Origin of the sequence: Nostoc sp. ChiQUE01b (assembly GCF_034531255.1) — a bacterium.
Lineage (GTDB): Bacteria > Cyanobacteriota > Cyanobacteriia > Cyanobacteriales > Nostocaceae > Nostoc.
Map to the genome: position 1 here is coordinate 42,222 of NZ_JAVRBM010000024.1, position 14,222 is coordinate 56,443.

Here is a 14,222-nt window from a genome sequence, read left to right on the forward strand (position 1 = left end):
TGTTTAATAAGGCTTTAAAAATAAAATCAGACCGATAAATGTAAAGTTACTGTTAACCGCTACATCTTTAGTTATAGCTGATTTTAACTTACCTCTGTTGCATACCTATAGTGAAAAGTGCATCCATTCTAAAAAAATTGCTAAATATTTTTATTTAATTGCCATCTCAAATCCGCAAATTCTTGTCTAAGACTAATCTAAATGCATTTAGTAATAATTAAATTAATTTCTGCTGAGAATCACCTTAAGATTTTTAATCCTCGAAATTGATTTTGAGACGGGGGTGGTAACAACAAGCCTTTTTTATGAGTGCGAGATAGAATTGGATTTGGATGTTGTTATGTGAAAGCGATCGCGTCTTTATCTTTCTCTATTTCTGGTTCTTGATGCTTTGCTTCATATTCACCAAATTGCTGGATTAATTTGGCAACTAAACCTGTCCAGTCAGTTTGATGACTAGCGCCTATTCCGGCTCCATTATCACCATGAAAATACTCATATAATAAAATCAAATTTTGCCAGTGTGGATCGTTTTTCAACTTTTGCATTCCACCATAAACAGGACGTTTAGCAGAGTCATTTTTCAAGAAAATTCTAGTTAACCTTTGAGATAATTCTGATACAACTTCCCAAAGTGTCATCATTTGACCGAGACAATTTTAGATTTTAGATTTTGGATTTGGGATTAAATTGAAATCTAGAATCTAAAAAAGGTTTCAAGCCCCCGACTTAAGTCGGGAAGAAAATTTAAAAATTTTCAATATTTAAGCCTCTTCTTTATAAGGAGAGGTTAATCCACGCATACGCTCTCTACGAGACGCTGCGCGTAGCTTGCAACTCTTACAGAGTACGCAGACTCGCTAACGCTTCGCTATCGTAAATCCAAAATCTAAAATTGGGTGACCAGAACCTGTAGGACAGGGGCTAACGGTAACTTCAACCTATTGGTTGATAGTCTCTAGATATGGTCGCGGTTGGTGAAAACCTTGAAGTGAAGCATCGACGATGAAGCAAACTTCGATATGCATACCATCAGGATCGGAAAATGACAAGTTAAGTACTGGGCCGAGGTCGGCAATCGCACCATCACTCACACCTCGGTCTATGAGTTTGCGGCGGATAATCTGAAATGCTGATTCTGTTGGGGCATTCAAAGCTAAGTGGTCGATGTGTCCTCGTCCAAACATATCCGGCAATCCAGAACTATGAATATTATTAGGCATCTCTGCTGCGTGAAGCACGCTCTGCGATCCAGCTAGCAGAAGTGCGTGACGAAAGGCTGGGGTCGTCTGTTGAAAGATTACTGGCATCTCGAATACATCAGTATAGAAGTTGATAAATCGGTCGATATCTGCTGTCACCACTGCAACATGGTGGATACCTGATACAAGGTTCATGGTGTTACTCTAGTTGGATTGTGCAATTTCCTTTCTATGAATAGGCAGCGATAACTTCTCTACGAGACGCTGCACGTAGCTTGCTTAAGAGTAGGGGTACGTTAAGCTAATTAAACCTTAGTGAAGCGATCGCGATCGTGCCGTTGGTCAAAATCAACAATCGGCCCTTTCGGCACAATTCGATTTGGATTAATATCAGTCATACTCATGTAATAGCCGCGCTTGGTATAGTCTAGATTGCAAGTCGCTTTGAACTCAGGACGCTGATATAGGTCTAGTAGATAATTCCAGAGATTTGGATAGTCGATAATTCGCCGCAAATTACACTTAAAGTGACCGTAATACACTGAGTCGAAGCGATACAGAGTTGTAAACATACAAATATCGGCTTCGGTGAGTTGATTGCCACATAAATACCGCTGCTCGTTCAGAATAGTTTCCCATCGATCTAAACTCTCGAAAAGTTCTGTTACCGCATCTTCGTAGGCTGCTTGCGAAGTCGCAAAACCAGCGCGATATACACCAGCATTGATTGGCAGATAGATTGCATTGATCGTTTCATCAATCTTATGCTGTAGATCGCGTGGGTATAAGTCTATTTTTTGTGTTGCCAATTCCCCAAACTCTACATCAAACATCCGCATGATTTCGCGAGATTCGTTATTGATGATTGTTAGAGTTTGCTTATCCCACAACACCGGAACAGTGACTCGTCCTGTGTATTTGGGATCGGCTTTCAGATAAATCTCTTGCAAATATTGAGTGTGATTCACCCAGTCAGGAATAGCTCCTGGTGCTTGAGTAAACATCCATCCCTTGTCGCTGATAATCGGATCGACGATAGAGACTGAGATTACATCATTTAAACCTTTGATTTCTCGCATAATTAAGGTGCGATGCGCCCACGGACAGCCTAAAGAAACATAGAGGTGATAGCGTCCCGCTTCTGCCTTAAACCCACTAGAACCATCGGCGGTTATGCGAAGGCGAAACGTTGTCGGCGTTTCATTGAACTTACCGCTGGGATCTGATTTATTCCCATCGGTTGTCCATTTGCCTTCGATCATCATTCCTGACGCCATAATTTCCTCCTAACACTAGTAGTCTGTCAACTTTTGAAGATTACTTCAGCATTACGTCTTTCCTTTTCTGAAAGATGTTAATTTCTTAAAAATTCTTGACAAAATCGACTTTGTAGACAAACCAGGGTTCAGATAAACAGGAGATTCTCCATATCAACTAGCTGTCGCCAACCAAGCACGCAAAACCTCTGCCACTGTCCACGCTTGGGCAATACATCCCCGTGGAGTCATGGGGGCATCACCATCAAAAATTTCGCTGAGATTTCCAACACCGTGCGCGTTGAGGTGATTAGCTATTGGTTGCAAAAATTGACGAGCCTGCTCAGGATTTTTGTAGACGCGCAGGTGTGCTAAGACGAACGGCCCCAATAACCAACCCCAGACGGTTCCCTGGTGGTAAGCTCCATCACGTTGATACTGATTACCACCGTATTTACCCTGGTATTGGGAATGATCGGGGGCTAGCGATCGCAACCCATGAGAAGTCAGCAGCGATCGCCCGCAAGCTGACACCACACTTCTTTGCTGGGTAGGTGTGAGCGGACTTTCTGGTAATGACACAGCAAATATTTGGTTAGGACGCAACGACGAATCATCACCATCAGGACTGTCTAGAACGTCATAGCAATAACTCGTCTCGTCATTCCAGAAGCGAGAAAATCTATACTGAGCACGGTCTGCCATTGCTTCATATTCTTGGTGTGGTTTACCAAGCTGACGGGCAAACTTTGCCATTGTCCGTAAAGCATTATACCAGAGAGCATTAACTTCAATCGGTTTGCCAATTCGGGGCGTAACTACCCAATCGTCAACTTTGGCATCCATCCAGGTCAGTTGTACACCAGCAACGCCTGCATAAAGTAAGCCATCGGCGGCATCGAGATGGATGTTGTAACGTGTACCGCGACAGTGCCAATCAATGATGTCTGCAAGTATGGGAAAGAGTTCAGCAAGCAAAGTATCATCATCTGTAGCGCTGTAGTAGGCGCGGACTGCTTCAAAGTACCAGAGTGTGGCATCGACTGTATTATATTCAGGTTGCTCGCCCGCATCGGGAAAGCGATTAGGTAACATTCCCTGGTTTACATATCTGGCAAAAGTGCGAAGAATTGAGCGTGCTACCTCTGGGCGACCAGTGGAAATTGTCAAACCAGGTAGACTAATCATGGTGTCGCGCCCCCAGTCGCTAAACCAGTGATAACCAGCAATGATGGTTTTACCGTAGGGGTCTTCTGGCAATGAGCGCTCGACAATAAACTGGTCAGCTGCTAGTACTAAGTGATTGATCCAGTTAGGTGATTCCTTAGTGTTGAGGGATTGATTAGTTTTCCAAAATCCTGTTAACTTCTGTTCTTGAGCGCGACGTAACTTAAGTGTGGCTTCGCCATTGAGATTTGGTTGTTTTTCTGTGCTGGCTACAAACGCGCTCGCTTCCCCAGGATTCAGTGTAACTTCAAAAGTGGCGGCGTGGAGGTGGTCTTCTTTATCTCTCAATCCCCGATAGCGTTCAATTGCTAAGTCAAAGCCATGATACCAATTGTGGACAACAGATGTACTACCGCGTAGTTTACCGCCGTAGGCATCACTCAACACATACAGTGGTACAGCACCCGGATAAGCAGTTACACAAATCCCCTGTTCCACCTCCTCTACAGACATCTGCCAACCATTGCTTTGAGTGTCGCTGTGATAATCGCGGTAGTTGACTATTGCTTTGAGCGTCAACTTTAGCGGTTGAGTGGCACGACGCAAAGTATATTGGACATAAGTTGTGTTCGCGCCTTGTTGCATCCACACCCGTTTTTCTAATAAGGCATCAGCAACAGCAAAACACCATACAGGAATTGTACCTTCCAGAGAAAAACGTTCAATATGCTGATAACCGTGCGGACTGACAATACCATCTGCCCAGCGATTAGTGTCTAGAGAATAAGAACGGGTATCATACAATACAGTTTCATCTAGTTTTGCCAGCATTAAAGTACGACCCAGAGGTGGTTTCAATGCTGCTACCAATAGTCCGTGATAGCGGCGAGTCAATAAACCAGCCACAGTCCCAGAGGCGTAACCACCAATACCGTTAGTAACTAACCACTCCCGCGATTCAGCAATATCAAGATTGCCGCAAATTTCCCGTCCAAATTCTATAGACATAAATCACGCCACTTTGCTCCGAATTCAAGATTAACAATCCCCATAAATTTAGTTACTCTGTATCATGAGTCTGTTTCGGTCAACACTCTTGCTGGCGATCGATATCTGGATTATCGATTATGAATCCTCTACTATACTAAGAGTGGTATTAAAAGTTGAGAAGAGAACATCCAAACTCCTAACTCCTAACTCTAAACTCCAAACTCCAAACTCCTAACTTTTGTTAAATTGGAGATTGCTCCTCAGTTATTTGAGATTCACTCACTAGAGGATTAAGGACGACTTCATTAGCAACGCTATCAGGCTTACGGGCACGAATTGCCGGACGCGATCGCCTATAACCTGCTCTTTCAGCTTTTTGGTGTTCGTAATCAATTAATCTGCCATAATATTCATGCTTGCTTAAATTCATCGACAAGAAAATATGCTGGCGGATATTGCCAAAACCTTTGCGATTAAAAAACTTTAATGCTGAAGTATTGGTGGGGTCAGTGTCTACCAGCATAAACCGCGCTCCATCTTCAATCATCCGAGCGACGACTTTATCAACCAACTTGTCTGCAACTCCCCGACGCTGATACTTCGGGCTAACTCCCAGCCATAAAATATATCCATAAGTCCAAGATGCTTTGGTGATGATGGTTCCCAAAATAAATCCTGCTAATTCCCCATCTGTTTCAGCCACAAGACAGTATTCTGGATCGGTGTTGTAAAGTCCAATCACTTCCCATTCGTCCCAAGTGCGGTATAAATAAGGATATAAATCGCTGGTAAATAACCCTTCTCCCAAGTGGTAAACGGGAGCAATGTCATCAATTCCTAATTCGCGCACATAAATTGCTTCAGTTTCATCAAAAGTTGACATAAATTTATAAATTGTGATTTATTTACATAGATATGTTGTTGAATGAAAAAAAAAGAGCATTTACCAAATCTAGCTCTTTTAATCAAAATGCTTTCAAATGCTTTAGAGTTAAAAAAAGGACTTTACATTACTTTTTTATTTTCCACAAGACTCTACAGATATAAGGAATCTGTTTTAGCAGCAAAATCCTGGCAATAAAATCAAAGTGAGACTTCTTGAATACTGTCAAAATTTGGCAATGAGTCTTTCATTGCATCTTCAGAAGCTTGGATGCGTAGTTTACCGCCGTAGGCATCGCAACGTTTGGCAAACTGACAAGAATCGCAGGTTTTGCTACCCTCCACCACTTGGGGAAACTGCTGGTTATTTTGGTAATTTTCCAGCCAATTAGTTAACTGATTTAATAGTTGATTAAGTCTCTTTGCTGTTTGTGTATGTTGAGCAGTATTGTAATTAAATTTAATATTTTGTGGTTTCCCCTCAGATTGGACAAACCAATAAGTCATAGAAATCTTTTCTGGCAAATAGTCGCTAGTTTCTGCTAATACATACAGATAAAGCCGTGTTTGCCAGTTGGATTCTAGCTTGCGTTTATTGGGTGGTTTAGGATAAGTTTTCCAGTCGAGAATTTGGGCTTGTTGGTTATCTGCAATTAATAAATCATAGACAACCGTCAGCAAATAGTCCTGAACTTGTAGAGTCCGGTAGTGTTCGCTTTCACGGAAAGTTTGATTATCAGATGCAGCCGTTAAGATTTCTGGCGCTGCATCAGCAAAACCCAGCATCCAGCTTTGCAGTTGAGCATCTGCTTCCAGGAAACTATCAATTGGCAAACCCATTTCTCGCTGTTGCATTAGCAAGTGAAAACGACTACCCAAAGTTAGCCGTTCTTCTTGTTCTGGATTTGAGGGAGAATTGAGTTTTTCGAGATAGGTATGTTGAAATTTACGCGGACAAGCTTCTAGTAAGTTCAGTTGTCCTTGAGACAGTCGCAGTAGTTGAGTGGGAGTTGACAGCATTCTTCCATTTTAGAAGTAAATTACAGTAGAATTCAGAATTTAGAAGTTAAAAGTCAAACAAACTTTATACCTGGCTTTGAGACGAATCGTTGTGTACTTCAATAACTTTGAAGACGCTGTATAATCTGCAACTCATAACATCAGTTTCTCATGAATTCCTTCTATAAATTGAATTTACGGCAACTTGGGTAATAAGCAATACGGTTCAGATAAGCTTTTTTTTCTCCCCCTGCTTCCCCTGCATCCCCTGCTCCCCCTGCCTGCCTCAAGGGAGAAATTTCCTTAACTGAACCGTATTGGGGTAATAAGGAGCAGCCATTTACTAATCTTCCCTCCCTTTAAAATGGATTATCATCCTATTTATTGCTGATTTTGTTTTTTGGAAGTGCCTTAAGTAAATTTAAAGAGCCTGAATTACTTGAGTAAAACTGAGTAAATCCACCCAACCTTATTGTTTACTTCGACTTGATACCAAGTTTCTTTAGAGGAATTTGTTTTTTCACTTAGGATGGTTATAGACCTACCGTCTAGTATTTTTTCTCGGAAAGTTCCTTTAACACTTGGAGTGTCCCGCAAGTTTACAAACCCATTTGATGTTTTGGTAATTAGAGTTTTGATTGGATGAGAGATATAGCCACATTTTTTATCCTTATCCTCACCCTGACATACATAAGCCAATCTTTCTGAAAAATTATTAGCTTCAGAAAACTGTGGTGGAATCACAGGATTACCTTGACGGTCAATATAACCCCACTTACCATTCATGTATATAGCAGCTAAACCTTCTGAAAAGTCGTGTCGATTATCTAGATATTTACACTCAGCCTTGTTACCGATGATGTCTGTGGCATCACAGTCAAATCGTCGAGGGGTATCTTTGGGTTCATCAAATTGTGGTTGAATGACGATATTACCTTGAGGGTCAATATAACCCCACTTGTTATCATGTTTTACGGCAGCTAAACCTTCTGAAAAGTAACTGATCTTATCAAAATTTTCTTGAATTACAGGTTTTTGGTTTTTATCAATGTAGATCCATTGATTATCTTTGTTTATTGGTGCTAGACCTTCTCTAAATTGGTAAGCTTCCTCGAAAGATGGAGGAATGGAAAAAGTACCAGCTTGATTGATGTAACCCCACTTCCCATCAGTTTTAACTGGAGCAAGTGTTTCATAAAATCGACCAGCACCTGTAAATTTCCGCTCAATAACTTCCTTGCCAGTACTATCTATATATCCACAAGTAGAAACAATGCATACATATGCTTTACCTTCAGAAAACTGACCAGCCATATTATAACCATACTTAGGTTTAATTTGGTAGTTTCCTTGATTGTTAATATAGCCTCTATTTTCTCCATATTTCCATGCTAATGATAAATTATCTGGTTTAGAAAAGTCTAAAACTCCATCAAAGTTTGGCAAAATTTGAGTCTTACCTTCTCTGTCTATATAACCTGCCTTACCATTAATTCTTACTCTTGCGAGTCCATTATGAAAATTACCATCACCCTTTCTTCCTGGTTTTAGAACAAATTTAAATTCAGCAGATGTCGGAAGGGGAGTTGGAGAATGAGGAGGAAGAGAAGGAAGACTGGTAATTGTTGTAACTATACTTCCCAATAAAATACCACCTGCAAATACAATTCCTCCAGATACTGCATAAGGTACTTTTATAGAGATATTATCCTTAATACTATCTCTAATAGCTTCTTTAATAGCTTCTTCTAACTTCTTTAAGAATGGTTTCTTCCAAAATAGTTTAGTAACTAAATCAATTTTTATCCAATGATATATTCCTAAAAAGCTTTGAATTTCCTCAATTGTTTTTTTTATTTCTCGCTCATCAATATTATTGATACTAGCTTTGCTTTTTTTAACTAAGACCTTTTTAATATCTTCAATTAATGGCATTTGAACATCTTCAATTTTTTGAATGCCAGGCAAAAGAATTGGAATTAGTGTAAATTTTTCTTTTTGATCGTATCTCTCTTTAAATTGCATTATCTCATCTATTTGGTAATTGCCTATACCATGCTTGCTTAAAAAAACAATACCAATTCTGGAATAAGAAATTTCTTTAGAAATTATCTGATCGATTTGATTTCCAGCAATAAATTTTTCTTCGTCCAGCCAAGGGGTTATTTTTACAATTTTAAAAATATTAAAAAACAAGTGTTTGTTGATATGTTTATAAACTCTTGCCACAAATTTTTTATCTCGAGAGTTATGGCAGAGAAATACAGATTCTTGGTTCATGATTTATGGCTCCATTGAAAATTCAAAAGTTTAATTTAAGTTATTTTTTGCTAATTTCTAATATGTATTAGCTGATTTTCGTATTACGCAAGGCATAATATATATGAAAGTAAATGCTTTTTTATATCATCGATAATACTAATGTACATATTTTTTAGGTGGTACTACTTACTATCTGTACAAAGCTACAAATGCACAGAATAGTATTCCAGAAAATGTTATCAATTTAACTAGATTTTTAATGGTTATTTTTATTTTTTAAAATAAAAAATGTCTTTAATATCAATGCATCTCTAGTCAAGAATTTCAGCTTTAAATTAGTAACTCGTAGGCAAATTGCTAATTTAAAACACTAGGACAGAGATGGCATTCTCTTTCTGTGGCTCAGTCATACCCAAATATCGTTCCAGAGCTGCAAGAGAGTGATGACCGTTGATTGAAAGAGTAAACACCCCCACTGGTCTAACGGCTGAGGTGGGATTTTCAGAAGCCGTAAAAGCGGCGAAAGCGTTTCTTTCCCAGAGCCGTTGCTGTTATTGGGTATGATATAATCTCCAAATTAAAAGTTATAAAGCCTTTGACTGAGTGGAAGTTAGCCAAAGGCTATTTATTAAGTTTGAGCATGAGCCTTGAATAGTAACCCTGTTTTGTTAACCCCAAGACTCGAACATCATGGCGATCGCAAATAGACAGACTAGGAAAATCGCTATCCTCGCAACCCATGACCGTAGACTTGCGGATAAAAGCATCCCAACTATTGCATTTGCCCCAAAAGTGTGAGACACAACAAAGGCTATTCCCAGCCCCAGCAGCGCCAGCAGAAAATATTTGAGTCCTATACAAAACCACTTGAACAACAGATTATCGTTATCTTTGAGACTGGGTTTCATAGTTTTTTTCCTGTTTTGAAAGTTGAATCTAGGTAGCAGTTTGCGCTCCCCCGACCACACTAAAGAAACAGCGAATCTCCACAGTTTTGCTTCCACCAAGTCAAGGTAGACAAAAGTCTTACTCCTAAGTGGAGTGAGAATACCAACAAAGGTGGTTTTGATATTTGTGGCTGATGAAAAATTAAGCTCTTTGATGAATTACCAGGGCAATCTGGATATCAAAAATTAGGCGCTCAACGCGCGTAATCGCATAGAAGGCGTACTATGCACATTGAACCCTCGAAATTCCTACAGGTAACTTGTCAGGACTTACGCAAGATGTGCCTGAAAACCTGATTATTGCGTAGCGGTAATTCATGAATTACCGCTACTTTCGTTATATTTTGCGTAAGTCCTACTTGTATACAAATTGCCTTTTTCAGAATTTGCAGTTCCAGTCTTTGCCTTTATGTCTTACTCACTAAGTTTCTTTTAATTCACCCTTAACCTTACTAAGTAACCGTAGTTTCTGCTATTTAACTCACTATAAAGTAACTAAGTAACTTAGGTCAAGGTAAATTGTAGAGAAAATTATTTAAAAAGTTGCCGTTGGGCGAGATTATGGTACTGAAGTAGAAATTACATCAGGTCTGACAGGAAATGAATCGCTGATTGCCACTCCTACGGTTGATGAGACAGAGGGTTTGCGCGTGCAGCCAGTTGCACAAAGAAAGTAGACTTAATGTATCTAAGTGAGGTACACTCAACTCATCCGTGCGATCGCCCATCCCGTCAGCCCCTTCCCTACGGGACGCTGCGCGAACGGGGAAGTCAAAAGTTAAAAGTCAAAAGTCAAAAGTCAGAAAAAGAACGACAAAGCCCAAGAAAACATTCCCAGAGCAGCAAATGTTTACCCCGAAATATTGAGGGGATCTAGATTGGCAGTAATGTTATCTCACTATGTGAGATAACATTGGTTTGTTTTGTAATGTGTCTTTGTGTGAGTATGAGTGTCATTCCCGAAAACGTTCTTTTGGCTTTAGCCGAAAAACGCTGCTTGTCTAACAGCGAGATAGAGGTATTTTTATATGCTGTTGAAGGAGAATCGCCAAATGCGATCGCAAAAAAATTGGCAATCAGTGCCGAAGCAGTACGCAAAAGATTAAGCGAAGTTTACAAGAAATTTAATGTTACTGGTAGCGGCCCAGGTAAGCTCACTAAGTTACAGCAAGTTATAGAATCTGAGTATCAAGCATCTTTGCTGAATATTACCCAAAACCGCCAAGATTGGGGTGAAGCGCCTGGTGTCTGCTTTTTTCGCGGACGCATAGCAGAATTGTCTGGGCTAACGCAGTGGCTAATCGAGGATAATTGCCGACTAGTGGCAATATTGGGAATGGGCGGAATTGGTAAAACTGCTTTATCGGTGAAACTGGCAAAGGAAGTTCAGGAAAACTTTGAGTATTTGATTTGGCGAAGTCTTTGCAATGCGCCACCCGTCGCAGAGATGTTAGCAAACCTGATCGGGTTTTTATCCGATCAGAGGGAAACAAATTTGCCAGAAAGCGTAGATGGTAAAGTAACGCTGCTGATTAATTATTTACGAGAGCATCGTTGTCTTGTGATATTTGATAATACAGAGACAATTTTACAAGAAGGCGATCGCGCTGGACAATATAGACAAGAATATAAAGATTATGGTCAACTACTTAGGCGGGTAGGGGAAGAACCACATCAAAGCTGCTTGGTGCTAACATCTCGTGAAAAACCAAAAGAATTTGCTTCTTTAGAGGGAAAAGCATCACCAGTTAGAACATTATCATTAGTTGGCTTAGAAAAAACAGAAGGGCAAGAAATTCTCCAAGATAAAGGGTTATTTGGCTCACAACAAGAATGGGCCAAACTAGTTGAGAAATATTCCGGTAATCCTTTGGCCTTAAAGCTAGTTTCTGAGCCAATTCGGGAGTTATTTGATGGTGATATCGCTGCTTTTCTGGCTGAAGGAGAGATCATTTTTGGCGACACCCGAAATTTACTAGACCAGCAATTTCAGCGCTTGTCAGAGATCGAAAAAGAAATAATTTATTGGCTAGCAATCAAGCGCGAGTTAGTTTCTCTAGATGAATTGCTAAATGATATTGTGCGTAACTTGCCTAAAAGGGAAGTGATGGAAGCGCTAGAATCTCTACGGAGGCGATCGCTAATTGAACAAAGAACAGCGCTGTTCACTCTCCAGTCTGTGGTGATGGAATACATGACCGACCGACTGGTTGAACAAATTTGTCACGAAATTACCACTCGTGAGATTAGATTATTTATGAGCCATGCTTTAATGGAAGCAACGGCCAAAGATTATATTAGAAACACTCAGATTACCCTGATTCTTAAACCAATTATAGATAGGTTATCAACTATTTTTAGATATGCTAAAAATATTGAACATCATCTATATCAAATTTTATTGTCCCTGCGACAGATTCCCCAAACAGCAGGATATGCAGGTGGAAATCTGTTAAATATTCTTTGTCAACTACAAACTGATTTTAGCGGCTATGATTTTTCTAATCTGACTATTTGGCAAGCATATTTGCAAAGTGTGAATCTGCATCGGGTAAATTTTGCCAATGCTGATTTAGCTAAATGCGTTTTTTCAGAAACATTAGTTAGTATTTCGTCAGTAGCATTTAGCCCGGATGGAAAACTTTTGGCTACAGGTGATGCTGATGGCAAGACTTACTTGTGGCAAGTTAAAGATGGAAAACTACTTTTTACCTGTATTGGACATAGCAGTTGGGTAAAATCAGTTGCCTTCAGTCCCGATGGTCAAACTTTAGCTAGTGGCAGTGATGACCAAACAGTGAAATTATGGGATGTTCATGACGGCAAATGCCTGAAAACGTTGCAGGAACATAGCAATTGGGTCAGGTCAGTTGCCTTCAGTCCCGATGGTCAAACTTTAGCTAGTGGCAGTGAAGACCAAACAGTGAAGTTATGGAATGTCCACATCGGCAAATGTCTGATAACTTTGCAGGGAAATACCAATCGAATTATGTCAGTTGCCTTCAGTCCCGATGGTCAAACTTTAGCTAGTGGCAGTGAAAAGCAAACAGTGAAGTTATGGGATGTTCGTGATGGTAAATGCCTGAAAATCTTGCAGGGGCATAGCAGTTGGGTAAGATCAGTTGCTTTTAGTCCCGATGGTGAAATTTTAGCTACTGGCAGTGACGACCAAACCGTAAAACTATGGGATGTTTGTGATGGTAAATGTCTGAAAACCTTGCAGGGACATACCAATCGGGTTTGGTCAGTTGCCTTTAGTCCCGATGGTCAAACTTTAGCTAGCGGTGGTGACGACCAAACCGTGAAGTTATGGGATATCCGTAATGGTAACTGCCTGAAAACCTTCCAGGGACATACTAATCGGATACGGTCAGTTGCTTTCAGTCCCGATGGTCAAACTTTAGCTAGTGGTAGTGAAAACCAAACAGTGAAGTTATGGAATGTTCAAGATGGTAAGTCTTTGACAACCTTGCAGGGGCATAGCAATCGAGTCCGGTCAGTTGCCTTCAGTCCCGATGGTCAAATTTTAGCTAGCGGCAGTGAAAAGCAAACAGTTAAATTATGGGATGTCCGTAACGATCAATTTCTCAAAATTTTGGAGGGGCATAAAAGTTGGGTACGTTCGATTGCCTTCAGTCCTGATGGTGAAATTTTAGCTAGCGGCAGTGAAAAGCACACAATTAAATTATGGAATGTTCACACGGGGCAATGCGTAAAAAAATTGCAGGAACATACCAATCGAATTAGGTCAGTTGCTTTTAGTCCCAATGGTGAAATTTTGGCTAGCGGCAGTGACGACCAAACGGTGAAATTATGGGATACCTACACCGGAAAATGTCTCCAAACCTTGAAAGGGCATACCAGTTGGGTAAGATCGGTTGCCTTTAGTCCCGATGGTCAAACTTTAGCTAGTGGTAGTGAAAACCAAAGAGTCAGGTTATGGAATATTTATACAGGAAAATGTCTCCATATTTTGGAAGGACATAGCAATCGGATCAGGTCAGTTACTTTCAGCCCCGATGGTCAAACTTTAGCTAGTGGCAGTGATGACCAAACAGTGAAGTTATGGGATGTTTATATGGGCAAGTGCTTGACAACCTTGCAAGAACATACTAATCGAATCTGGTCAGTTGCCTTTAGTCCTGATGGTCAAATTTTAGCTAGTGCCAGTGAAGACCAAACAATAAAATTATGGGATGTCTATAATGGCAAATGCCTGAAAACTTTGCAGGGGGCTAATTGGGTAAAGTCAGTTGCCTTTAGTCTTGATGGTCAAACCCTGATTAGTGGTAGCCAAGATGAGACAATTAAGCTTTGGGATGTATTGACGGGCGAGTGCGTAAGAACACTACGATCGCCACGACCCTATGAAAAAATGAATATCACTGGAGTTACAGGGTTAACCACAGCGCAGTTAGTGACGCTCAAAGCTTTAGGGGCAGTGGAAAATGGAGAGCAAAAATAAAAGGTAAAAGAATGAATTTTGCCTTTTTCCTTCATCCTTTTACCTTTTTTAT

At 40.3% G+C, this 14,222-nt stretch carries 9 protein-coding genes and 1 pseudogene; 2 read left to right on the forward strand and 8 right to left on the reverse strand.

The genetic code is table 11. The features are described 5' to 3' along the window. Positions 1–338: 338 nt before the first annotated feature. From RMY63_RS17495 to RMY63_RS17515, 5 genes and pseudogenes are all read right to left on the reverse strand, one after another. Positions 339–650 (reverse strand): annotated as a pseudogene (locus tag RMY63_RS17495) (glucosidase); the annotation flags it as partial. 291 nt (positions 651–941) lie between these two features. Next, positions 942–1,397, reverse strand: a complete 456-nt coding sequence (locus RMY63_RS17500; RefSeq protein ID WP_322729911.1) for a VOC family protein — start codon at positions 1,395–1,397, stop codon at positions 942–944. 110 nt (positions 1,398–1,507) lie between these two features. Beyond that, positions 1,508–2,479 carry a glutathione S-transferase family protein gene (locus RMY63_RS17505; RefSeq protein ID WP_322729912.1) on the reverse strand — a complete coding sequence of 324 codons (972 nt, stop codon included), beginning with the start codon at positions 2,477–2,479 and terminating at the stop codon, positions 1,508–1,510. Between the two features lie 153 nt (positions 2,480–2,632). Then, entirely contained in the window at positions 2,633–4,633 is a 2,001-nt protein-coding gene (locus tag RMY63_RS17510; RefSeq protein WP_322729913.1) for an amylo-alpha-1,6-glucosidase, read from the reverse strand. 223 nt (positions 4,634–4,856) lie between these two features. Further along, entirely contained in the window at positions 4,857–5,498 is a 642-nt protein-coding gene (locus tag RMY63_RS17515; RefSeq protein ID WP_322729914.1) for a GNAT family N-acetyltransferase, read from the reverse strand. Positions 5,499–5,540: 42 nt separating this feature from the next. Here RMY63_RS17515 and RMY63_RS17520 point away from each other — a divergent pair, with 42 nt between their 5' ends. After that, on the forward strand, positions 5,541–5,696 hold the full coding sequence (locus tag RMY63_RS17520) for a hypothetical protein (RefSeq protein WP_322729915.1): 156 nt from the start codon (positions 5,541–5,543) through the stop codon (positions 5,694–5,696). A 2-nt stretch (positions 5,697–5,698) separates the two neighbouring features. Here RMY63_RS17520 and RMY63_RS17525 read toward each other — a convergent pair whose 3' ends face one another. The 3 genes from RMY63_RS17525 to RMY63_RS17535 all read right to left on the reverse strand — a co-directional run bounded on the left by RMY63_RS17525 (position 5,699) and on the right by RMY63_RS17535 (position 9,666). Further along, on the reverse strand, positions 5,699–6,517 hold the full coding sequence (locus RMY63_RS17525) for a PD-(D/E)XK nuclease family protein (RefSeq protein WP_322729916.1): 819 nt from the start codon (positions 6,515–6,517) through the stop codon (positions 5,699–5,701). 414 nt (positions 6,518–6,931) lie between these two features. Then, positions 6,932–8,776: a WG repeat-containing protein gene (locus tag RMY63_RS17530; RefSeq protein ID WP_322729917.1), complete on the reverse strand. Its 1,845-nt coding sequence runs from the start codon at positions 8,774–8,776 to the stop codon at positions 6,932–6,934. Between the two features lie 650 nt (positions 8,777–9,426). Continuing rightward, the gene (locus RMY63_RS17535) at positions 9,427–9,666 is read right to left on the reverse strand and encodes a hypothetical protein (protein ID WP_194043392.1); all 240 of its coding nucleotides are present in this window, start codon (positions 9,664–9,666) and stop codon (positions 9,427–9,429) included. 985 nt (positions 9,667–10,651) lie between these two features. Between RMY63_RS17535 and RMY63_RS17540 the strand changes: the two genes are divergently transcribed. After that, positions 10,652–14,170 (forward strand): NB-ARC domain-containing protein, encoded by a 3,519-nt coding sequence (locus RMY63_RS17540; protein ID WP_322729918.1) that lies wholly within the window; start codon positions 10,652–10,654, stop codon positions 14,168–14,170. Positions 14,171–14,222: the final 52 nt, after the last annotated feature.

What these genes read in the sequence shown, in the direction of transcription:
- RMY63_RS17500 (WP_322729911.1), bottom strand. Translation starts at nt 1,397, where the DNA reads ATGAACCTTGTATCAGGTATCCACCATGTTGCAGTGGTGACAGCAGAT.
- RMY63_RS17505 (WP_322729912.1), bottom strand. Translation starts at nt 2,479, where the DNA reads ATGGCGTCAGGAATGATGATCGAAGGCAAATGGACAACCGATGGGAAT.
- RMY63_RS17510 (WP_322729913.1), bottom strand. Translation starts at nt 4,633, where the DNA reads ATGTCTATAGAATTTGGACGGGAAATTTGCGGCAATCTTGATATTGCT.
- RMY63_RS17515 (WP_322729914.1), bottom strand. Translation starts at nt 5,498, where the DNA reads ATGTCAACTTTTGATGAAACTGAAGCAATTTATGTGCGCGAATTAGGA.
- RMY63_RS17520 (WP_322729915.1), top strand. Translation starts at nt 5,541, where the DNA reads ATGAAAAAAAAAGAGCATTTACCAAATCTAGCTCTTTTAATCAAAATG.
- RMY63_RS17525 (WP_322729916.1), bottom strand. Translation starts at nt 6,517, where the DNA reads ATGCTGTCAACTCCCACTCAACTACTGCGACTGTCTCAAGGACAACTG.
- RMY63_RS17530 (WP_322729917.1), bottom strand. Translation starts at nt 8,776, where the DNA reads ATGAACCAAGAATCTGTATTTCTCTGCCATAACTCTCGAGATAAAAAA.
- RMY63_RS17535 (WP_194043392.1), bottom strand. Translation starts at nt 9,666, where the DNA reads ATGAAACCCAGTCTCAAAGATAACGATAATCTGTTGTTCAAGTGGTTT.
- RMY63_RS17540 (WP_322729918.1), top strand. Translation starts at nt 10,652, where the DNA reads ATGAGTGTCATTCCCGAAAACGTTCTTTTGGCTTTAGCCGAAAAACGC.